Raw genomic sequence first — 22,935 nt, forward strand, 5'->3', positions numbered from 1 at the left:
CGCATTGCCTCAAATTAAAAGTAACTTTAGGAGAAACGTTGCCTCACAATAGATGTTACCTTGGGCAGAGAATAGAGAGCTGCCGAGGGAGCTATGATGAGTCAACAAAGCAAGCGAGAATTAGTAGAAACCATCCGACCCCGCTATCAAAAAGGGAACAAAACAGAAAAAGCAAGAATACTGGATGAATTAGTCGCCATCACGGGATATCATCGTAAGTATGCGATACGAGTATTGGGTAGGACGGGAAAACCAAGAGCCAAAAAGAAACCGGGGCCACGGAGAATCTATCAAGGCGAGGTGGTCACGGCCCTGGAGTATATCTGGGAAATATGTGGTCAGATTTGTTCGAAGCGTCTAAAGCCATTTTTGCCAGAAATCGTAAAGGTACTTGAACGGAATAACGAAATCCACATATCGCCAGAGACAAAAAAGTTACTGCTGCAAATGAGCCGGTCCAGCATAGACCGGTGTTTGAGTTCAAGATATGACGTGCGTCCTCATGGGCTAAGCACCACAAAACCAGGTACACTCCTTAAAAAATCAATTCCGGTACGTACCTATACCCCCTGGAATGAGGAAAGACCGGGGTTCATGGAAATTGACCTTGTAGCTCACTGTGGAGATACAGCCGCAGGTCAATTCGTAAATACATTGACCTGCGTGGATATTTGCACGGGGTGGACCGAGTGCCAGGCAGTCTTCCCGCGTAGCCGACAGACGGTTCTGGAGGCTATTGTGGCCATGCAAGAACGCCTCCCGTTTGATCTATTGGGGCTTGATTCAGATAATGGCAGCGAATTCATCAATGAGATGTTGTTCCAATACTGCCAATTTGAAAAGATCACTTTTACACGCTCTCGCCCTTATCGCAAGAATGATCAGGCTCATGTCGAACAGAAGAATTGGTCTGTGGTACGTCATCTGGTCGGTTATGACCGCTTTGATACTCTCTCTGGATATAATCTTCTGCAGAGTATTTACTCTGATCTCAGTCTCTATTTCAATTTCTTTCAACCAGTGCTTAAGCTTATCTCCAAGGAGTATGTTGATGGTCGAATTATCAAACTCTATGACAAAGCGGCTACTCCCTACCAACGAGTTCTCGGTTCTGATCTGATCCCCTTCCAGATCAAAGCCAACCTCACCAATTTGTATGTTCAGCTAAATCCAGTTACTCTTCGTAAGTCCATAGATCAGAAGGTTCACCAATTATGTACTTTATCTCGGTAACATCAATTATGAGGCAACGATTACCCTTTGGTTACATTTTCCCGTGAGGCATTACGCATTTGATATTACAAAAATGAATAGTATTCGTTTAAAGAACAACTGGAATGATAAAATCTGATAATGAAAACAGTTCGAAAAAGAATTGATAGCGGCCGATTGAGTATTGTCATGGCAGCTATCTTATTAGCTTATTCTCTTACGCCATTTATAAAAATTCCAAATCGTGAATTGAATCTGCAATTACCGGGATTCCTTTTCATTTTGCGCGTAGATTATACTGGTCTTGTTTCTATCCTTGCAGCAGGTCTTGGAGCAACCGGGATGTCATGGTTACTTCATTCAAGAATGGATGAATTGTATAATGGAAAAGAATTTCAACACCTTTTATTACCAGCTATGACAGCCTGGGCTATTGGTGTTCCGTTGGGGGCTCTTGAAATCAACTTACAGTGGTGGGCTGTTTTTATTTTTGGCGGTCTTTTACTTGGTGTCGTATTTTATGCTGAATTTATTGTAGTGGATTTTACTGATGCTCGATACGACCTGGCGGTAATTAGTTTGACTGCTGTCGGTTATGCAGTATATCTTATCCTGTGTGTTGCATTACGAGGGGCCGGTATTCGTTTATATTTGACATTACCGGTTTATTTTTTAACAGCAGGGCTTATCAGTTGGCGGGTATTAAGCCTTCGTCTGAGAGAAAAGAAACTACTGCATTGGTCTATTGTGACTGCTTTCGTAACAACTCAGGTGGCGATTGGTTTACATTATTTACCCATTTTTCCCATCCAATTTGGTCTTTTTTTAACAGGTTTATGCTATGCATGCATTTCATTCGCTGTTCTTTATGAACATAAATTGGACATGCACAAAAATTGGATGGAACCTGTATTAATTCTCTTTCTATTTGTCGGCGTAGCTTTTGTTATACATCCTTGAAAAATATGAAATGAATATGACTTTTGTACAGGCAGCAAAAAAAGCGACTCTGGTATGATTATGATATCAATTCAAAAAACGAAACCCCTTTTCGGGGGTTATTGATTATAGAAAAATACCCTAAGAAGGATTGGATACATGGAAGTATTGACTTTCGTTTTATGCATTGTGGCATCATATTTCCTGGGTGCAATTCCGTTCGGGTTGATCATTGTAAGAATTGGAACGGGTAAAGATGTGCGCGGAGTTGGTTCTGGAAGAACTGGCGGAACAAATGCAATGCGAGCTGCCGGAGTTTTTGCCGGTTTTCTTACAGCTTTATTCGATATTCTAAAAGGTGCCGCGACTTATTTTTTGGTAAACTTTTTTTCCCCGGGAAATGCATGGTTACAGGTTTTTTGTGGAATTGCTGCCATTATTGGACATAATTATTCCATTTTCCTTGCGCATAAGGACGAAAAGGGCAAACTGAGATTGACTGGCGGGGCAGGAGGTGCAACCTGCCTGGGTGGCGCCATTGCAATCTGGCCGCCGATCTGGGCGTTTATTTTGCCCCTGGGTTTGTTGGTTTACGTGATCATTGGTTTTGCTTCAGTAACAACTATGAGTATTGCCTTAATCGCTACAGGAGTATTTATTTATCGTGCTGCAATGGGTTATGCCTCATGGATTTATGTGGCATATGGAGTCTTAAGCGAATTATTGTTGATCTGGGCTTTAAGACCAAATATTAAACGGCTTATTGATGGAACCGAACGTTCTGTCGGCATTCGATCCTATATTCAACGCAAAAAAGCCGGAAAACGGCCTGATTTTTATAATGGTGATGATTTGGAATAAGAACGGCTAGATATTTTCGGCTGGTTCGTCAGATGAAAGCGCAGAAGCGCCTTCCCGCAGGAATTTGACATACAGAGATTTCAAATTGCGGCGATGAAGGTCTTCACCAAGTCCACCCAGATAGACTCTTGATTTCCCGCAGCTCTCAATATCCACTGTGCTCAGCACTTCTTCTGGATTGCGTTTTTTAATTGCAGATTTGACTGCTTTACGGATATTCGTCAAATAGGCAAGATTTTCTTTTACGGTTCCTTCAATTTCGCCACGCAAGATAATATCTCCATGACCCTGGACAATATTCTCCAATCCCATTTTCCCGATCTGTTTAATGACTTCTGCCATGGCGTCAATGTCACCATCAACAATATAAGGCAAGGGCATGAAGGCATCACCGGCAAAAAGTACACGGTCTTCTTCAATTAACACAGATATACCGTCGGCACTATGACCGGGAGTGGTCATAAGAATGAGGTTTTTCTTACCAACCCGTAATGTCATTGTGCCTTCACTAAAGGTCAATTGTGGAAGCACAATTTTTGATTTACTGAATAGAGGATTATTCTGTTTGGTGTTTTCGAGAGCAGGGATGGCTTTTTCCTGCATGGCTTTACGACATAATGAATGAGATAATACCGTGGCTCCCGGGAAATAACAATTGCCCCAGGTATGATCGGCATGATAGTGTGTATTAATCACATAACGTACGGGCATACCCAGCGTCTCTTCTATATACTGGCGCATTTGTAAAGTTTCATCGGGCATAGCCAGAGTATCGATGACAACCGCCCATTGCGTGCCGGTGACTGCACCTGCAGTTACCTGGGCATACACTTCACTTTGAAACCAGTAAACATTTTCGGAGACACGTTCGTGTTGCATGTAGTCTTATCCTGAGAGTATAGAATGAACGGCCTGAAGAAATCCATCAAGCCTGGAGTGAAATATCAAATGGGTAGAATAGCACAAAATAAAATAAAAGTCAAAAAAGTGGTGGTTGAGGATATTCAACCACCACTTTCTCTTATAGTACTTTACTTAAGAACAGTCTGGTGCGTTCTTCTTTGGGATTGGTGAACAAAATCTCCGGAGGTGCTTCCTCAATAATCTGTCCACCATCCATCAGAATGGCGCGATGAGCGGCAGCACGCGCGAAACCCATTTCATGAGAAACAACCACCATCGTCATACCTTCTTTTGCCAGGTTAAGCATGACATCCAGAACCTCTTGAATCATTTCAGGGTCCAGAGCACTGGTGGGCTCGTCAAATAACATAATCTTGGGATTCATTGCCAAAGCGCGGGCAATTGCCACACGCTGTTGCTGTCCACCTGATAACTGCCCGGGGCGGGCATGAGCCTTATCAGGAATTCCCACTTTTTCAAGTAGGTCGATAGCGACTTTTTCCGCTTCGGCTCTATTGCGTTTACGAACAACACGCTGGGCCAGAACAATATTATCGATGACAGACAGATGAGGAAAAAGATTGAATTGTTGAAATACCATGCCTACTTCGGTACGCACTGCATTGATATTCTCGGCAGTATTCAAAGGAATACCATCAACAATAATCAATCCTTCATCATATTTTTCCAGACGATTAATGCACCGTAATAAAGTCGATTTTCCAGAACCTGAAGGGCCAATAATCATGACCACTTCACCTTTCTGAACATCAAGACTCACATTATGCAGTGCTTCAAGCGCGCCAAATTTTTTGGAAATATTTTCAATGTGAATAATGGGTTCCATGGTTATCTCTCCAAACGAGTCTTGTGCTCGATAAAAGTAACAATCCGGGCAGAGAACAAGGTCATTGTCAGATAAAGGAGAGCGACCATGGTCCATGTTTCCAATGGAATAAAATTGGCAGCCATGAATTCACGTCCGCGGCGGGTAATATCTGCCACTGCAACAACACTTACCAGCGATGAATCTTTTAAAAGTGAAATAAATTCATTTCCAACAGGCGGAAGAATGATGCGAACAGCCTGGGGAAGAATCACATATCTCATTGATTCAAAATGAGACATACCCAGACTGCGTGCAGCTTCCATTTGACCTTTGGGAATACTCTGAATACCGGCACGGTAAATTTCTGCCATGTAGGCGGCGTAACAGAAAGTTAAACCTAGAATAGCCATCCCAACAGGATTAGCGAGATAGTTCTTCAATGCTTCGATATTCAGTGAATTTCCGATTGCCTGAACAACGGAAGGAAAAGCAAAATACCAGAATAGCAATTGAACGAGTAATGGAATACCACGGATCACTTCGACATAAACCGTTGAAATTCCATTAATGACCTTACTTTTAGAAAGGCGGCCAAGTCCAACGAGAAGACCCACAACCAGAACCAAAAGGAAAGAAATTACGGTTGTGGATAATGAGACCCAGATACCATCCCGAACAAACAGGATGATTCTCCAATAAGGATCACTTTTTGTAATTGAAAGGTAAGCAATGAGGAAAACAACGAAAAGAAGCAACAACCACCATTTATCAAAACGACGTTTCTCATCTCCATTTTTCGGGCTGGGAATAGGAGTTATCGAAACTGCACCATCAGTCTGTATTTCCATCTGTTCACCAGTCCGATAATAAAATTTTTGTAGGATTCTTTTGTTTCATCATATCTCTCCTCTTTTGTAATCCATATTCGAAAATATAAATCAGATTGAAATTTAATTTTTGAAGTATATCACCTAACACATAGCTAGAAAGTATCATATTGTAGAGAAAAATCAATAGATGGAGGGGATAAAGATCTATCACATGCTAGAATTCGAATATGAAAAATACTCGATCTATCATTTTTAAAGAATTATTCACAACAAAATACGTCACAATTTTAACCGTCATTTTATTGACGGCATTTCTAGGAAATGGAATTGCGAAATTCTTGGGGATCCCATTGAATTGGTTTTTGATTCTTTTGGAGTGTGGATTTTTTATTTTCATTGCGTTGGGAAGTTTTTCTATAACTATTTACTTTGATCCATTATTAATGGCTCGTCATAAAGGAATCATTCCATCAACCGAAGAGATTATTATCAGGCGGGTATTCTTACTCATCTGTCTGATTTCCTACACAGTTTGTTGCGCTTTTGTCTACTTAATTATCTATTTAACATCATACAATCTGGCTGAATTCTCTTTTTTTATCCTTATTTTTGTTCTTTTCCTTGCCTATGCAGTACCCCCAATGCGTCTGGCAGATAGGGGATATGGAGAAATATTACTGACTATTTTTACTGCCAACCTCATCCCTGCGACTGCTTTCTTTCTTCAAAGCCAGTCTTTCCACCCACTTGTCATTCAATTGACATTTCCACTGGTACCATTATTTCTCGCTGCGATGATCTCAACCAGTTTGAAGAATTATCTCAATGAAATGATTACGGGGACCAATTCCATGGTGATGATGCTTGGCTGGAAATTGGCCATGGATCTACACAATTGGTTAATCCTGAGTGTCTATTTAATTATTGCTTTGTCGGCTGTGTTGGGTCTTACATGGAATCTTGTCTGGCCGATGTTTCTTCCTTTACCTATTTCCATTTTCTCCATTTATGAAATCCAGCGAATTAAAAATGGTGCAAAACCCAGGTGGTCTTTTCTGGCATTGGGGGGGTATGGGGAGGTTTTGTGTATGTTATACGTTCTGTTGTTTTCTTTGTGGGTCAAATGACATAATAAATATAGGAAAAATACAAAGGAGATAATTATGACGCTAACAGCCAATACTCAAGCCCCGAATTTTCGGTTGGAAGATGAAAATGGGGATGTTCGTGAATTGCAGGATTATAAGGGTTCGCCTGTGTTGTTATACTTTTATCCGAAAGATGATACACCCGGTTGTACAACGGAAGCGTGCAATTTCAGAGATGACTACTCAACTTATGAAAAAGCTGGTGTAAGGATTATTGGAGTGAGCCCGGATACAGTAAAAGCGCATAAAAAATTCAAAGAAAAATATCACCTGCCATTTACCCTATTGGCTGATGTAGAACATACAGTCTGTCAGTTGTATGGTGTCTGGGGCAGAAAAAAGTTCATGGGAAAAGAGTATGATGGTGTATTTCGCACCACTTTTTTGATTGATAACGAAGGAATGATCAAGAAGGTATATGAAAATGTAAAACCGGCAGATCACAGTAAACAAATTATCGATGATTTGGGATAAACAAAGCGGTCTGCCTGTGAACTGCACCCCTTTCTGTTGGTGGTGTCCAACTTTTGGGGTGCAGTTCACAGTCTGCCCAACCGCTTTTTTATTTATCTCAAAATTCTGGCAGCAGCATGGTTATGTCGCTCGATGAGTTTATGTGAATCCACTGTCAAGATTTGGCCTTCTTTTACTATCATTCTTCCGTGAACAAAACTGTAGTCAACATTTTGCGGTGCGCAAAAGACAAGAGCCGCAACCGGATCATGTAATGCTCCAGCGTAGGCTAGTTTGTCGAGTTTAATCGCGATGAAATCAGCACATTTCCCCGGTTCTAAAGACCCAATATCCGATCGTCCCAGTACGGCGGCGCCACCTCGTGTTGCCAGTTCGAGAGCCTGACGGCCTGTAAAAATAGGGGGGGCATCATTCCCTGATAATGAGGCACCTTCAATTCCAGCACGCAATCTTGCTAAAAGCAATGCCTGCCTGGCTTCTCCTAACATATGAGAACCATCATTACTGGCGGAACCGTCAACTCCCAACCCGAGTTTAACACCGGCAGATATATATTCACGTATAGGTGCAATGCCGCTGGCGAGCCGCATGTTTGAAGAGGGGCAATGAGCCACGCCGCATCCCTCATGCGCATAGAGTTCAATTTCTTTCTGGCTGACATAGATGGAATGTGCATACCATACATCCTTGCCTATCCAATCGACTGATTGCATGTATTCAACTGGACGGTAACCGAACATTTGCTGGCAAAACGCCTCTTCGTCCTGGGTTTCTGCCAGGTGGGTATGCAAATGGATACCATATTGACGGGCTAATTGTGCACTTTCTCTCATCAAATCGCTTGTAACGCTGAAAGGAGAACATGGAGACAGAACAATTTGAAGCATGGATCCTGGATTGGGGTCATGATAGGTTTCTATCAAACGCTGGCTGTCTTTCAAGATATTTTCTTCTGAATCTACAACACTATCCGGAGGCAGCCCACCTTTACTTTCACCAAGACTCATGGAACCGCGGGAAGCATGAAGACGGATACCAACCTCTTTGCCGGCAGCAATTTCATCATCCAACCTTGACCCATTGGGGAAGAGATAGAGGTGATCAGAAGCGGTTGTGCATCCTGAAAGTGCCAATTCTGTCATAGCCGTTTCTGCAGAAATAAAAACATCTTCTGGATTCATGCGGGCCCAGATAGGATAAAGGGTTTTTAACCAGTTAAAAAGGTTGGCATTCTGGGCAGTAGGAACTGCCCGGGTAAGGGTTTGATAAAAATGATGGTGTGTATTGACCAGCCCCGGCAGCACAATATATCCAGAAAGATCAAGAACTTCATCGGCGGATGATGGCAATTCGGACGTCGGGCTGACATTTTTCAGAAAGCCATTTTCACAAAATAACCCGCCATTTTTAATTTCCCGGCGGGAATCATCCATTGTCACCAGAACATCCGCATTTTTAATCAGTAGAGATGACATTTTTTATCCTATCCATTCGCCATTTTTGATGCTGTGAGGGTGCTCTTTAAGAGCATGGCGATTGTCATCGGACCAACACCACCAGGAACTGGCGTGATGGCTCCAGCCACTTCAACTGCTTCTTTGAAATTAACATCCCCCACCACGCGATAACCTTTGGGACGGGAGGGATCATCGACATGATTGATTCCCACATCTATGATAACGGCGCCAGGCTTGATCCAATCACCGCGAACCATTTCGGGACGGCCTACAGCTGTAACCAGAATGTCTGCCTGACGGATGATCCCGGGTAGGTCGGATGATTTGGAGTGGCAAATTGTTACGGTGGCGTTAGCCCTAATCAGCAATAGGGCGACTGGCATTCCGACAATATTGGAACGCCCGAGTACCACAGCATTCTTTCCTTCAATCTTCGGCAGATATTTTTCCAACATGAACATGCATCCGGCAGGAGTGCAGGGAACAAATAATGGTTCACGGCCTTTCTGTGCAAGGCGTCCAATGTTTATCGGATGGAATCCATCAACATCCTTTTCCAGACGAATAGAGCTTAAGACGCTCTCTTCATCAAAACCTTTTGGTAAGGGCAGTTGTACCAATATCCCATTCACCTGGGGATCATCGTTTAATTTCTTGACCAGAGACTCCAATTCCTGTTGGGAGGTTGAAGCAGGAAGTTCATATCCGAAAGAATTGATCCCCACTTCGGCACAGGCTTTTTGTTTCGAGCGGACATAATCATGAGATGCAGGATCGTCACCTACCAGAACTGTAGCCAAACCGGGTTTGGGTTTTCCTGCCTGGACCCGTTCGGCCACCTCTTTGGCAACGTCAGCGCGAATTTGTTTTGCGATTTCTGTACCACTGATGATCGTAGCAGGCATAATTTCCTCCAGATTAGTATTAACCGCGCATATCCAATAAAATTATACTGTTTGGGGAAAAACTTCCCTGTGGAATATTTCCATGATTAACCCTATATAAATAGGATTTATGTCACAACTTCCAGTATAATTTGGCTCTCGGAGGGTAAACATGAGCAAAATTTGCGTCATAGGTACCGGTTATGTTGGGTTGGTTACAGGAACCTGTTTTGCTGATCTGGGAAATTCAGTTACCTGTCTTGATGTTGATGAAACCCGGATCTCAAAATTACTAAAAGGCATCATGCCGATTTATGAACCGGGTCTGCAGGAAATTGTTGAACGTAATGTTAAAGCCGGCAGGTTAATATTCACCACAGACTATGTGAAAGCCGTCAAGGATGCTGAAATAGCTTTTATTGCTGTAGGCACACCATCTGGCGTTGATGGAGAAGCCGATCTTCAATATGTTCGGCAGGCTGCTGAATCAATAGCTGACCTGGTAGATTCTAAAATTATTGTCGTTAATAAATCTACTGTACCGGTTGGCACCGGTGATTGGGTGGCTGAAGTCATTCAAAAACGCCGGAATGGACGTCCATTGGATTTAAATGTCGTATCCAATCCGGAATTTCTCCGCGAAGGTTCGGCAATCAATGATTTCATGCAATCTGATCGGGTAGTATTGGGCTCTGAAAATCGAACGGCAGCTGAAAAAGTGGCTGAGCTCTATGCACCCTTGCGCTGCCCGGTTCTTATCACAGATCTTCGCACGGCAGAGATGATTAAATATGCCTCGAATGCATTTCTTGCCACACGTATTTCGTTTATCAATGAAATTGCCAATGTCTGTGAAGAATTGGGTGCCGATGTAAAAGTAGTTGCCCAGGGAATGGGATTAGATAAACGCATTGGCAGCGCCTTCCTGGATGCTGGGCTGGGATGGGGTGGGTCTTGCTTCCCCAAAGACGTAAAAGCTCTGGCACATATGGCTGTTCTTCATGGTACCCATCCACAATTGCTGCAGGCTGTTATGGAAATTAACCGGAATCAGCGGCGCCGCCTGGTTTACAAACTCCGTAAAGCATTAGGCGGTTTAAATGATCGAACGATTGGCGTTCTTGGGATTTCCTTCAAACCAAATACAGATGATATTCGGGAAGCACCTGCATTGGAAGTGATACATCTGTTGGAAAATGAAGGTGCAAAGATCAAGGCATATGATCCGCAGGCAATGGAAAATGCCGCTCAGATTTTGCAAAAAGTCAAATTGTGTGACAATCCATATCAGGTGGCAGAAGGTTCTGATGCTCTAATTTTGATCACAGAATGGAATGAATTCAAGCAGATCGATTTTAATAAAATTAAAGAATTGATGAATCAACCAGTAATTATGGATGGACGTAATCTCTGGGATGAAAAAACCTTGAAAAATATGGGATTCCAATATTTTGGTGTTGGACGGGCTACAAAACCAACCAATACCCTGGATTAACAGAGAATGCGTTAAAAATCTGGCGATGAATTCTTAACTGAAAGCACCTCAGGAAAAAACCTGAGGTGTTTTTCTTTAAGAAAAAAACCCCCGCTATGCCGATGTGCTGCATAGTTTTGCACCTGCATAAGCAGGTAGGATCCCGACCCAGTGAATCCGCCTTGGCCGAAGCCTATCGCGTCACCACTGAAAGATTAAGATCCGTTTGTAAACTGTTGGCGCAAAACCGCAGTTGCAGCATCACGAACACAGCAGGGTAATTTCCTTATACCACAATTTAAATTTGATGTATAGTGGGTTGGAAACGCTTTCAAATGCCGCTATCGCAAGGTACTAACGAAAATGAGAACATTTATTGCCATCCCGCTCCCTGGGGAATTATTACATTATTTGACCGAAATTCAAACATTATTACGAAAGGGTATCCGGTCAGGGGTCGCCTGGGTCAATCCTACTTCGATTCACCTCACATTAAAGTTTCTTGGAGAGATCAACGAGAAACAGCTTCCTGATGTTCGAATGAAGTTAGCAGACTGCCTGAAAAATACGAGTAAATTTCAACTAACCTCTGGTGGAATTGGTTGTTTTCCGGGTATTACAAATCCCAAGGTTCTGTGGTCGGGCATTCAGATGAATCCAAATCTAGAAGATATTCAATTCAAAATCGAAACGACTTTATCTCAAATTGGATTTGAAAAAGAAGAAAGGAAATTTTCACCTCATTTGACACTGGGAAGAGTGAAAACTGGTTTACTAAGACCGGAACAAGAATTTCTTCAAAAAATTATTGAACAAGAAGCCCATCACGATCCGATGATTTTTGTTGTAAATCAGGTTGTTCTTTATAAAAGTGACCTGACCCGATCAGGAGCGATTTATTCAGCAATTTCAATAAACCAATTGATTGAGAATAACAGGTAGGAAAAAATCCGGTATACTTTAGAAAATTGTTTTATGAGGTGAATTCTGAATACGGTCGAAACGGCAAAAAAACTGATCACGGTGTTGGAAGATAAAAAAGGGGAAAATATCGTCCTTCTGGATGTCTCCGGGATAGCATCATTTACTGATTATTTTATTTTCTGTAACGGTTCCAGTACTAGAATGTTGACAGCTCTGGCCGAGAGCCTGGAACGGGCAGCCCGAACCGAATTCAGTTTGCATTCCAGAATTGAAGGGAATGCGGACGATGGTTGGATTTTGATTGATATGGGTGATATTGTTGTTCATCTATTTGATCCGGACCAGCGCCGTTATTATTCGTTGGAAGATCTTTGGAGTAATGGAAAGGTCTTGCTGAAAATCCAATAATACTGGCGATAGCTTTTTTGTTTACCATTTTCATTATTGAAATGTCAGACATCTGACGTATAATAAATATAATGGCTAATGGTTATTCATATAGCTCACCTCTGTTGATAAGAGCTCCCAGAGTGGAGCTTGAAAATTCGCTTATCCAATTGTTGGGCACACTTTCTCCCGGTGATCGCTTGCCGCCTGAACCTGATCTGGCCAGGCAATTAGGTGTATCTCGGGCCATGTTGCGTGAAGTGGTAACTGGACTGGTGGAAAGGGGTTTATTAATTCGCCGGCAGGGAATTGGAACTTTTGTTGCGAGTCAGGCTCCTTTTATTGATTTTGGACTCGAAGTGTTGGAGAGCCTTGACAGTCTCGCAAAACGTAAGGGGATGGAAACGGAAGTACTTGAATTAGAAATCCGGTCAAGACGAATGACCGCTGACGAAATAGAAATTTTTAATCCTATCGAAAATTCAGCCAATGTACTTGAGGTATCTCGTGTCATTGCCATCAATGGAAAGGCTGTGGCCTATCTGGTTGATAATGTTCCCGAAATATATCTGGCTCAGGCTGACGTAAAGTCAAGTATTCATGGATCGGTTTATGACCTGCTGGCACAAAAAAAAGAAATACCTCTTTCATATTCACGAACAGACATACTGGCTATCAATGCAGATGCGGAAACCAGCAGAAAACTGAAAATTGGTGAGGGGACGGCACTGATATTACTGACAGCTCAGTTGTATACAACGAATGGACGAATAGTGGACTATTCCATTAGTTATTTTGTTCCAGGGCAATTTAAATTCCATGTGATGAGACGGCTTGGCAGACCCACTGAATGGTAGAGCCGTAGAAAACAATCAATAAAAAATGGAGGTTCAATATGCGTAGTTTTGCTGGTCGCGACATTCTTTCTTTGAAAGATTTTGAACGAAATGAGTTTTTCCATGTGTTGCAGGTAGCTGATGAATTGGAACCCATTGCCCGCTCACGGAAAAATGTCGATATGTTGAAAGAAAAGACGCTGGTAACGGCATTCTACCAACCGAGTACCCGCACTCGCCTTGCCCATGAAGCAGCCATGCACCGGCTTGGTGGTCATGTTACCGGTTTTTCCGATGCCAAGATGACCCGCGCTGGAGATTGGTATCAGGAATCGATTAAAGATACCGTCAAGATGCTTGAATTCTATGGCGATGTGATTGTGATGCGCCACTTCCAACAGGGTGCACCACATGAAGCCGCCAAGTGGGCTTCTGTACCGATCATCAATGGTGGTGATGGATGGGGTGAACATCCCACCCAGATCCTGACGGACCTGTATACGGTTCTTACCGAAAAAGGCACTCTGGATGGTCTGACCTGGCTTTGTGTCGGTGATATGCGCATGCGTACCATGCACTCCATCGCCTATGCCCTTACACAATTTGATGCCAAAGCCATATTTGTGTCGCCTCCCGATATGTCAATGAAACCAGAATTTAAGGAAGAATTGAAACAATACAACCTTGATTTCTGCGAAGCACCACATGTGGGAGATGTAATTGATCAGGCAGATGTCATCCTTGTTGAACCGGTTGTGCAACCCGATTATACAAAATCACGCCAGGAAGCCGGAGAACACGGAGAAACACCGGCAAATTACAAGATCACCCGTGACTTGCTTTTCAACAAAGCCAAAAGTGATTCAATTTTGCTTCACTCTCTCCCGCGCATGGATGAAATTCCTCCCGATGTGGATATCACCAAACATTCCCGTTACTGGCAGGAAGCCTATAATGGCGTTGTGATGCGTATGGCGTTGTTGGCGCTGGTTCTTGGAAAAATGGAGTAAAGAATTAAATCTTTTGATTGCCGCTGCATTTTTTATGCAGCGGCAATCATTTGTTTTTTACCAATGAAATCTGCTTTATCTAAAAAGACACTTGATCCGATACTGTTGTTGCTCCTTGCCGTCCTGACGTATGGTCTGGTAATCCCAAAATTAGGATTATTTGGAGATGACTGGCCGCACCTATGGGCTTTTCATATGTTTGGAATGGAAGGGCTTAATAACCTTGTAGCCTGGGACAGGCCATTTTCATCTTGGGTATATGGAATTATCGCCCCTTTGGCTAATGATCATATCTGGGCTTATCACGTTTATCTGCTTATCTTACGCTGGATTAGCGCTGTTCTTTTTTATTATCTTATTAAAGAAATCATTCCAGATAGCGATCCATTTCCATTTTGGGCAGCTTCGTTCCTTTTGATTTATCCGGGTTTCCGGCAACAACCGCAACCTTTGGAATTTATTCTGCATTTTACAATTTTCGATCTTATGCTAGTCTCTTTCATTTGCATGATGAAGGCTGGAAAAGATATTAAGACGAATTGGCCTTATCAGGTTGCAGGTACTCTGGCATCTTTATCGATATTTTCAGTGGAATATTTCATCGGGCTGGAATTGCTTCGTCCGATTCTATTGTTTATCAATTTTCAACGGTCTCTCAAGAATTGGAAGACTGCTATTTATAAAACTGCAATTACGTGGTTCCCCTATATTGTTGTACTGGGATGTTACGCATACTGGCGCATGTTCATATTTAAATTTCCTACGTATAAACCGACTTTTCTAAATCAGGTGGGACTAAATCCGATCCAAACATTGATAGGTCTCTTGGAAGTGCTTGTTGAAGAAATCAGAGCTGCCATACTGGGAGCCTGGAGACAGGTTATATCAATTCCATTGGATAACCATCCGGGAATCATTTATTACCTGCTCATTTGTGTCAGTTTCATATTTGTTTTCATCTCTTTGACCCGAAAAAAAGTATCAGCAGAGACAACATCACCTCTCATTACTCTGCTTATGGGAAGCGTGGCGATCATATTGGCTGGAATACCATTCTGGATTACAGGTATACCTGTACAGTTGGAATTTCCATGGGATCGTTCCACACTGCCTTTCATGGTGGGTTCAAGTTTGTTATTGGCAGGTTGTTTATTGCTTTTTCGACCGGCTTTCCGCAACGCATTCGCCGCCTTGATCATAGCTGGAAGCGTTGGCATGCATTATCAGAATGTTATGCTGTATCAGTTGGAATGGCAAAAATTGAACCAGTTCTTCTGGCAATTATCCTGGCGGGCACCTTCCCTTCAACCGGGAACAATAGTGATTTCAGAAGTCATCCCTTTGTTTTATTATGGAGATAACAACCTTACACCGATTCTTAACTGGACTTATGCACCGCAAAGCAAGTCAACCAAATTGGCATACAACTTTTTTGATATGGGTGAACGGCTTGGATCAAACCTTTCTGATTTGAAGCCAAATATTTCCGTTTCACATGGTTACCGGTTTTTAACCTTTGAATCGAACAGCAACAATTTGCTTCCCGTTGTGTATAAAGATGGGAGCTGTCTGCGTATTGTGGATGAACAAACAGTATTACTTGATTCTTTGCCAAAACGATTAAAGAAAGTTGCCAGTTTCACCCATCCCGAAGAACGAATACTACCTGGACCGCAATCAACCCCACCTTCATTTATGCCTGAACCTGAACACGGATGGTGCTATATCTACCAGAAAAGCGAATTGGCCGTTCAACTGGGAAAATGGTCAGAAGTTCGAGCTCTTTATGATGATGCTGAGAAGAATCATATGGAACCCAACGACCTTACGGAAAACATGCCATTCATTGAGGCTTTTATAAGGATAGGTGACATTGATAGTGCCGCCAAATTGGCCAGGTCAAGCCTGAAACAAGAAAACAGCCGACCGGCTATCTGTAATCTCTGGAATAAACTGGCGAAAGAGGATAATGAAGTCGGACGCTTTACTGAACAGGCTGGGTGCGATTAATCATATGGTATCCACGCGCGATTCACAACGCTTTTATCAGCATTTTCTAACTATAGGGTTGATATTTATCATAACAATCCTGACTACCGGCGTTTTTATTCATCGATTTGGTTTATATGGTGACCAGTGGGTATCTGTTCTACACCCATCAGACGTTGGATCGAATCTCTATCTGGATGAGAGGATTCAGAGTGCAATAATATTTTTCATAGGTAAACAACCGTTTCTGTATCATTTATTAAACATGTTATTGTTGTCATTTTCTGGAATTTTGGCCTACATTCTTCTTTTAAGATTGAATTTTGGGAATTTTTATTCAACTGCTGGCAGTCTTCTATTTTTAGTTTTTCCGACATTTGGACAACCAGGTGCTGCGTTTGCACTTTCATCGATCCTTTTAGGACTCAGCCTGTCACTACTATCGGCTATTTGTTATCTGTTTGCACTTTCTCAAAATAGAATTGTTTCTTGGAATTTATTCATAGCTTTTGTTTTTTCACTCTTGTCTTTATTTATCACTCCCATAATCACTCTTTTTGAAGGGCTCTTAATAATTGGGATCGCCTTGTATGTTTCATTGGGAGAATATGGAAAAAGAAAAGGTTGGATTCTTGGAACAGGTTTAGGGCATCTGGTAGTAAGTATTTTGATTGTATTGGGAACCAACCCTGTAGAAACAAACATCAGATCACTATTTCTATCAACAATACGCGAGTGGTTTTCTGAAGTAATTTCAATCTGGAGAAAGGTTATCAGTTTTCCATCTGGAGGCGGGCAGGTTGCAGTTTACCTTGCAATACTTTTGATTGCTGCATGTTTTTTGACATATTTGCTGTCCAAATTACATAATGGAATACAACAGGCTGATTGGAAGACAGGTAAGAATGATATTTGTATTTTTGCGGGACTGGTCATTTTCACGATATGCTTTATTTTTGAACAAAAAATAGCACACATCACAGTGACAGCAAATTACCCTGATGATCTGGGAATTCTGGTAAGTGGATTTCTATTATCAATTCTTACCATTCTGGGAATAAAAATACTCTTTCTGGAAAAATATCAGGCAATACTATTTTCTTTGCTGATAGTCTTATCGGCTGGAGCAAGGTTTCAGATTTCCCAACGATTTGCTAATGAGTCTGCGAAAGTAGATAGCTTTCTTTCCCAATTACAGGTCAGAGGGAATGCATTGGAAGAGGGAACCAGTATTGTGGTAGAGCAATTGCCATTGGATTTTACGTCCATCAGATCAATCAATGCTCTGGTCAAAGAAAAGATGAACGTACCGGAGGGCGATGCTTCAGTGAATATCATATCGGCGAATGAACCTGGTTTTCAAGAATTTTTGGCAGATTCAGGTAAGAATAGCCGTGTTTTGCGCATAGACAATTTGGATTTGGCAATTGATAAAACAAAAATACTGACTATCTGGCAGCCTGAAAATGGATGTCTTCATTTGATTGAACCTGATACAGATATTGTGAATTTACCAAAGAGTCTGGCATTGACTAAAAAATTCTCCAATCCTTCTTTGTTGATACCTGACCAGATGTCAGATGTCAAACAACATAACACATTTCGAGCTACAATTAATCCAGCAGGTTGCTATTTCTATCAGATGGGAACTCGGTTACTACAAGAAAAGAAATGGGATGACGTTATAGATTTGTATCAACAGGAAAAAGACCAGAACCTTTCCATTCGAAATTTTGAAGAAGTACAGCCATTACTCAGAGCATATCTCGAAAAAGGCAAGTATTTTGACGCTGTTCATGTATCTCAGAAATTTAATTTAAATCCAGAGTCGCAACAGGAAATCTGCAAAACGTGGACAGATACGTTGCAAGAGAAATTAGACAAAGAGGAGGTGGTACAGGAAGTTAGAAAATCAATGGCACAAATCGGATGTAATAATGAGTGAATACGCTTCTTGAATTGCGTATACACAAATATAACTATAGAAAGGATCAGTATCATGCAAACATTCTTACATGGACGTGATTTGATTGGTGATCTGGATTTTAGCAAAGAAGAAGTTGAAACAGTCATGGATGTGGCGTTTGACCTGAAACGCAAACGCGCTTTGAATGAACCATTTCCGCTTTTGAGAGATAAAGTTCTGGCTATGCTATTTTTCTTTAGCAGCACTCGGACTCGCGGCTCATTTGAAGCAGGAATCTCTCATCTTGGAGGTCATGCGGCTTTCATCGAATCGAAATCCACGCAAATTGCGCACGGTGATACCCCCAAGGAAATTGGAGAGATTTTCGGCCGATATTATGATGGCATTGCCATCCGCCATGTTGACTGGGGTGTAGGAAATAAATACATAAATGATGTTGCCAAATATTCGCGAGTTCCTGTTCTCAATATGCAGGATGAAATCTACCATCCTTTCCAGTGTCTTGCAGATTTGATGACCATTCTTGAAAAGAAGGGACGTGATCTTCGGAAGAAGAAGATGGTAGTCTCCTGGGCATACGCGGCATCATACCAGAAACCTATGTCAGTCCCTCAGAGTCTGATCTTGCAAATGCCCCGTTTTGGCCTGGATGTAACCCTGGCATATCCTCCTGAGTTTAAATTGATGCCAGATATTATGGCGCAGGCTGAAGAACAGGCTAAACGCTTCAATACCAAATTTGAAGTAGTTGATGATATGGAGAAAGCATTCAAGGATGCCGATATCGTCTATGCCAAATCATGGGGAGCTATGCTCACAACAACCGATACGGAAGAAGGCGCCAAAATCATCAAGAAATATGAATCATGGATCACGGATGAACGCAAGATGAAATTGGCGAAACCTGATGCTATTTATATGCATCCTCTTCCGGCTGACCGCAATATCGAAGTAACCGATGCTGTAATTGATGGACCGAATTCTGTGGTCTATGATGAGGCCGAAAACCGAATGCATGCTCAGGAAGCCGTAATGGCTTTAACCATGGGATAAAACTGAAAGGAAAGAAATACGAATGGAAAAAAAAGGTGTTGCTGTTGTCGCTGTTGGTGGTAATTCATTAATCAAAGATGAAGACCACAAGACAATTCCAGACCAGTATCATGCTGGAAAGGAATCGATGAAGCACATCGTAGATATGATCGAACAGGGTTGGGAAGTCGTAGTGACTCATGGCAATGGACCGCAAGTTGGATTCATTCTTCGCCGCTCAGAACTATCACGCCATGAATTGCACGATGTTTCATTGGATTTCTGTGGCGCAGATTCGCAGGGTTCCATCGGTTATATGTTCGCAATGGCTTTGCATAATGAATTTCTTGCCCGTGGTATGAAAAAACAGGCTGCGGCTATCGTAACACAGACAATTGTCGACCGAAACGATAAAGCCTTCCAGAATCCCACCAAACCTATTGGCAGTTTTATGGATGAAAAAACCGCCAAAGAACGTCGGGACAAAGAAGGCTGGGTTGTGGTGGAAGATGCCGGGCGGGGTTGGAGACGTGTAGTCGCATCTCCAATACCCCAGAAGATTGTTGAAGCAGAAGCCATTAATTCACTGATCAAAGCTGGTTTTACCGTTGTCGGTGTTGGTGGAGGCGGGATTCCGGTGATTGAAGATGAAAACGGTAATCTCGTTGGAGTAGAGGCTGTTATTGACAAAGATTTCGGCTCTGCACTTCTGGCAAATCTTATCAATGCTGATCTTTTTGTTATCAGCACTGCGGTAGAAAAAGTGGCTATCAACTTTAATAAACCAGACCAGAAGTGGATTGATAAGATGACAGCAGCTGAAGCCCGAAAGTATATGGAAGAAGGGCATTTTGCCAAAGGCAGTATGCTTCCAAAAATTCAGGCAATCTTGAAATTCCTGGATGCCGGCGGGAAAAAAGCCTTGATTACAAATCCAGAGAATATTGGCCGCGCATTGAAAGGCGAGACCGGTACCTGGATAGTTCCGTAGTATTATGAACCCCTGACATGAATTGTTGTCAGGGGTTCATCTTATTCTATGGTGGTTAAATCATGAATTATCCGAGCGTCTCTGTTTGTTTTCCAGCCTACAATGAAGAAAAAACAGTTGGACAAGTTTTAGAGCATGCCTACGATTTGTTGACGGCATGGAAAATTGACTTTGAGTTGATTATTTGCAATGATGCCTCCAGCGATAATACAGGAAAAATCATTGAGAGTTTTGCTGCGGAGAAGCCGGAAGTAAGAGTGATAAATCACCTTGTGAATAAAGGTATCCGGGATACCTTCGAGGAGTTGAATCAAAAGGCGGAGAAAGATTTTGTATTTCTAAATTCCACTGATGGACAATGGAAAACGGAAAGCCTGATACATATGCTTCCGATGACAGAACAATGGGATGTCATCATTGCCAGTCGGATACGAAAGCCATATGGACCTGGTCGTTTATTTATTTCGATGGTCTTTAATTTGATTCCAAAAATTTTCTTTGGAGTAAATACATATGATGCCGGAGCAGTTAAGCTTGTACGCAAAGAGATCATTCAACGATTTCCGCTAATTTCCTCGACGCCATTTTCTGAAGCCGAGCGGTTGATAAAGTCAAGCAAAGCCGGTTATCGCATTACAGAATACCCGGTTGAAGTTGAATATAGAAGAACCGGTAAATCAAATGCAATCAAATGGAAAGTTTTAAAGAACACATTAACCGATGTAATTAAAGTCTGGTGGCAGGTTCAAATTAAGAATGACCTGAATGAAGCATTCTCGGGAGGCAAACAATTAAGATAAAATAGAATTGTTTCCTTTCGGGGATGGAACAAAATAATAGAAGTTCGATATGCAACAAAATAAAGCAAGTTTTTCTGCCTGATATAACGAACAACAACCTTTGTTGGTTGAAACATTATTACAGTAAGGAGAAAAAATGACTGTTGCTAAATCTGGAACTTACTATCATCAAAGAAAAGCATTGCACGATGTAACACGCGACATGGCTGCTGTTGCCATGGGTTTTCTTCCCGCTGATCTGATTATCAAAAATGGAAAATTAATAAATGTCAATACGTCCCAGATTCAACCGGGGATTGATATTGCCATTAAACACGGATTTATTGCACTGGTTGGCAATGCCGATCACGTGCTTGCGGATGAAAACACGAAGATTGTCGATGCCAATGGACGTTATCTGGCTCCCGGGTTTATTGACAGTCATATGCATATCGAAAGCACCATGGTTGATATCCGTAGTTTTGCTGCGGGAATATTGCCCCATGGAACTACTACCATTTGTCCAGACAACCATGAAATAACAAATGTATTCGGTTTGAAAGCTGTTGAATTATTTCACAAAGCGGCAGAAGGATTACCGCTAAAGGTTTTCCTGGCTATGCCTGTTTGTGTTCCGTCAATTCCGGGTTTTGAAGATGCCGGTGCAACAATCACAGCCGAAGAAGTGGCTAAAGCATATGAAGAGGGTTGGGCTCAATTGCAGGGAGAACAGATGAATTTCCCTGGTGTTATTTATGGTGATCCCAATACTCATGCCATTACAGCCGCCTCTTTGAAGGCGGGTATTATTTTAACAGGGCATTATGCATCTCTGGAATTGAATAAGGGTTTAAATGCATTCATTGCATCTGGTATGAATGCCTGCCACGAGTCGACGACGGCAGAAGCAACATTAAAACGAGCTCAATTAGGTATGTATCCTCAGCAGCGTTATGGTACAGCCTGGTTGGATATGCCAAATACCATCAAAGCCATTACTGAGAATCCGGGAATTGATACCCGATTCTTCTCGATGGTAACCGATGATGTGACACCAGCGACAGTAGCCTACGAAGGCCATCTTGTGCGGGTTGTACGCGAGGCTATTCGTCAGGGAGTGAATCCCATTACGGCTATTCAAATGGTCACTATTAATACAGCTCAACTTTTGGAAAAAGCCCGTTATATTGGAACGATATCTCCCGGACGGGCTGCCGACATTCTTATTTTGAGTGATCTGGTAAATGTAACCATTGATGAAGTCTATGCCGATGGTGTGTTGGTTTCAAAAGATGGCAAGATGGTTGTTGAATTGCCCCGCTATGATTATCCTGAATGGGCTTTGAAGTCTGTTCATCTGAAAAAACTCACCGAAAAAGATTTTGCTATTCCAGCTAGTGGAAAAGAGACTGTTCGAGTAATGCGTGTTTATCCTGGCATGGTGCACACAACGGAAGAATTTACCGAAATGACACCTGTCAATGGAGGGTTGCAATCTGATCCTTCGAAAGATATTGCTAAGATAGCCATTTTTTATCGTCATCAGGAGAAGGAAGGTTTGACGGGAACAAAGGGGCTGGGATTTATGACCGGTGCTACCCTTAAACCCAACACTGCCTTTGCCTCCACCGTATCACATGATTGTCACAATCTAATGGTTTTGGGAACTGATGATAAAGCTATGGCTGTGGCAGGAAATGCCCTTATTGAAGCCGGCGGAGGATTCGCTGTAGTAGTGGACGGTCAAATAGAAGCCATTATGCCGCTGCCTCTAGCAGGGTTGATGTCATTGGAACCGGTGGCTGTGGCTGCCAAACAGGTTCGGGCGGTTGAGGATGCCATTAAAAAGGCAGGCTGTCCGGCTGATTCAGTAGAAATGACATTGAGCCTTCTGGGTCTGATTGTTTTGGAAGAGTTACACCTTTCCAACAAAGGATTGGTTGAACTGAAACCCGGTCAACCGCCTAAATTTGTTGATTTGGTCGTCAATAAATAGGGTAATAGAACCGGAATATTTTTGTCAGGAGGTGATGCAATTCTTATCATGTA

General features: G+C 42.2%; 21 protein-coding genes and 1 other RNA gene. 16 read left to right on the forward strand and 6 right to left on the reverse strand.

Translation table 11 applies throughout. The annotated features are described in order from the left end of the window. Positions 1–93 precede the first annotated feature (93 nt). From LTAR_RS15370 to LTAR_RS15380, 3 genes are all read left to right on the forward strand, one after another. Entirely contained in the window at positions 94–1,233 is a 1,140-nt protein-coding gene (locus tag LTAR_RS15370; RefSeq protein WP_081419793.1) for an integrase catalytic domain-containing protein, read from the forward strand. A 120-nt stretch (positions 1,234–1,353) separates the two neighbouring features. Continuing rightward, a complete protein-coding gene (locus LTAR_RS15375) occupies positions 1,354–2,172 on the forward strand; it encodes a DUF5656 family protein (RefSeq protein ID WP_062423166.1) in 819 nt (272 codons plus the stop codon). A 138-nt stretch (positions 2,173–2,310) separates the two neighbouring features. Continuing rightward, the gene (locus LTAR_RS15380; protein WP_062423167.1) at positions 2,311–3,012 is read left to right on the forward strand and encodes a glycerol-3-phosphate acyltransferase; all 702 of its coding nucleotides are present in this window, start codon (positions 2,311–2,313) and stop codon (positions 3,010–3,012) included. A 6-nt stretch (positions 3,013–3,018) separates the two neighbouring features. Here the strand turns inward: LTAR_RS15380 and LTAR_RS15385 are convergent, their stop codons facing one another. From LTAR_RS15385 to LTAR_RS15395, 3 genes are all read right to left on the reverse strand, one after another. Beyond that, entirely contained in the window at positions 3,019–3,891 is an 873-nt protein-coding gene (locus LTAR_RS15385; RefSeq protein WP_062423170.1) for an MBL fold metallo-hydrolase, read from the reverse strand. 142 nt (positions 3,892–4,033) lie between these two features. Then, positions 4,034–4,762: an amino acid ABC transporter ATP-binding protein gene (locus LTAR_RS15390; protein WP_062423179.1), complete on the reverse strand. Its 729-nt coding sequence runs from the start codon at positions 4,760–4,762 to the stop codon at positions 4,034–4,036. 2 nt (positions 4,763–4,764) lie between these two features. Continuing rightward, complete coding sequence (locus LTAR_RS15395) at positions 4,765–5,592, reverse strand: amino acid ABC transporter permease (protein ID WP_062423181.1); 828 nt, start codon at positions 5,590–5,592, stop codon at positions 4,765–4,767. Between the two features lie 332 nt (positions 5,593–5,924). Between LTAR_RS15395 and LTAR_RS15400 the strand changes: the two genes are divergently transcribed. Both LTAR_RS15400 and bcp read left to right on the forward strand, forming a co-directional pair. Beyond that, complete coding sequence (locus tag LTAR_RS15400) at positions 5,925–6,701, forward strand: UbiA prenyltransferase family protein (RefSeq protein ID WP_139044599.1); 777 nt, start codon at positions 5,925–5,927, stop codon at positions 6,699–6,701. 36 nt (positions 6,702–6,737) lie between these two features. Continuing rightward, positions 6,738–7,196: a thioredoxin-dependent thiol peroxidase gene (gene bcp, locus LTAR_RS15405; protein WP_062423185.1), complete on the forward strand. Its 459-nt coding sequence runs from the start codon at positions 6,738–6,740 to the stop codon at positions 7,194–7,196. A gap of 92 nt (positions 7,197–7,288) precedes the next feature. Here bcp and LTAR_RS15410 read toward each other — a convergent pair whose 3' ends face one another. After that, positions 7,289–8,671, reverse strand: coding sequence for an 8-oxoguanine deaminase (locus LTAR_RS15410; protein WP_062423189.1), 1,383 nt, complete (start codon positions 8,669–8,671; stop codon positions 7,289–7,291). An 8-nt stretch (positions 8,672–8,679) separates the two neighbouring features. Beyond that, positions 8,680–9,558, reverse strand: a complete 879-nt coding sequence (gene folD / locus LTAR_RS15415; RefSeq protein ID WP_062423192.1) for a bifunctional methylenetetrahydrofolate dehydrogenase/methenyltetrahydrofolate cyclohydrolase FolD — start codon at positions 9,556–9,558, stop codon at positions 8,680–8,682. Between the two features lie 151 nt (positions 9,559–9,709). On the opposite strand from folD, the gene LTAR_RS15420 reads away from it, so the two are divergent. Further along, complete coding sequence (locus LTAR_RS15420; RefSeq protein ID WP_062423194.1) at positions 9,710–11,032, forward strand: UDP-glucose dehydrogenase family protein; 1,323 nt, start codon at positions 9,710–9,712, stop codon at positions 11,030–11,032. An 83-nt stretch (positions 11,033–11,115) separates the two neighbouring features. On the opposite strand, the gene ssrS is transcribed toward LTAR_RS15420, so the two are convergent. Then, a non-coding RNA gene (ssrS, locus tag LTAR_RS15425) (6S RNA) lies at positions 11,116–11,293 on the reverse strand. Between the two features lie 81 nt (positions 11,294–11,374). Between ssrS and thpR the strand changes: the two genes are divergently transcribed. From thpR to LTAR_RS15475, 10 genes are all read left to right on the forward strand, one after another. Then, entirely contained in the window at positions 11,375–11,953 is a 579-nt protein-coding gene (gene thpR, locus LTAR_RS15430; RefSeq protein WP_062423198.1) for an RNA 2',3'-cyclic phosphodiesterase, read from the forward strand. Between the two features lie 45 nt (positions 11,954–11,998). Beyond that, positions 11,999–12,343 (forward strand): ribosome silencing factor, encoded by a 345-nt coding sequence (gene rsfS, locus LTAR_RS15435; protein WP_500778622.1) that lies wholly within the window; start codon positions 11,999–12,001, stop codon positions 12,341–12,343. 71 nt (positions 12,344–12,414) lie between these two features. Then, positions 12,415–13,179, forward strand: coding sequence for a GntR family transcriptional regulator (locus tag LTAR_RS15440; protein WP_081420023.1), 765 nt, complete (start codon positions 12,415–12,417; stop codon positions 13,177–13,179). Positions 13,180–13,217: 38 nt separating this feature from the next. Next, positions 13,218–14,168, forward strand: a complete 951-nt coding sequence (gene pyrB / locus LTAR_RS15445; RefSeq protein WP_062423205.1) for an aspartate carbamoyltransferase — start codon at positions 13,218–13,220, stop codon at positions 14,166–14,168. A gap of 63 nt (positions 14,169–14,231) precedes the next feature. Continuing rightward, positions 14,232–16,178, forward strand: coding sequence for a hypothetical protein (locus tag LTAR_RS15450; protein WP_062423206.1), 1,947 nt, complete (start codon positions 14,232–14,234; stop codon positions 16,176–16,178). Then, positions 16,138–18,102, forward strand: coding sequence for a hypothetical protein (locus LTAR_RS15455; protein ID WP_062423207.1), 1,965 nt, complete (start codon positions 16,138–16,140; stop codon positions 18,100–18,102). The genes LTAR_RS15450 and LTAR_RS15455 overlap by 41 nt, the downstream gene beginning before the upstream one ends. Positions 18,103–18,156: 54 nt before the next feature. Beyond that, complete coding sequence (locus tag LTAR_RS15460) at positions 18,157–19,137, forward strand: ornithine carbamoyltransferase (RefSeq protein ID WP_062423208.1); 981 nt, start codon at positions 18,157–18,159, stop codon at positions 19,135–19,137. 22 nt (positions 19,138–19,159) lie between these two features. Then, positions 19,160–20,107, forward strand: coding sequence for a carbamate kinase (arcC, locus tag LTAR_RS15465; RefSeq protein WP_062423211.1), 948 nt, complete (start codon positions 19,160–19,162; stop codon positions 20,105–20,107). Between the two features lie 62 nt (positions 20,108–20,169). Next, positions 20,170–20,907 carry a glycosyltransferase family 2 protein gene (locus LTAR_RS15470; protein WP_062423213.1) on the forward strand — a complete coding sequence of 246 codons (738 nt, stop codon included), beginning with the start codon at positions 20,170–20,172 and terminating at the stop codon, positions 20,905–20,907. Between the two features lie 136 nt (positions 20,908–21,043). After that, on the forward strand, positions 21,044–22,882 hold the full coding sequence (locus LTAR_RS15475) for an adenine deaminase (RefSeq protein ID WP_062423215.1): 1,839 nt from the start codon (positions 21,044–21,046) through the stop codon (positions 22,880–22,882). Positions 22,883–22,935 lie beyond the last annotated feature (53 nt).

Source organism: Leptolinea tardivitalis, assembly GCF_001050275.1.
Taxonomy (GTDB): Bacteria; Chloroflexota; Anaerolineae; order Anaerolineales; family Anaerolineaceae; genus Leptolinea; species Leptolinea tardivitalis.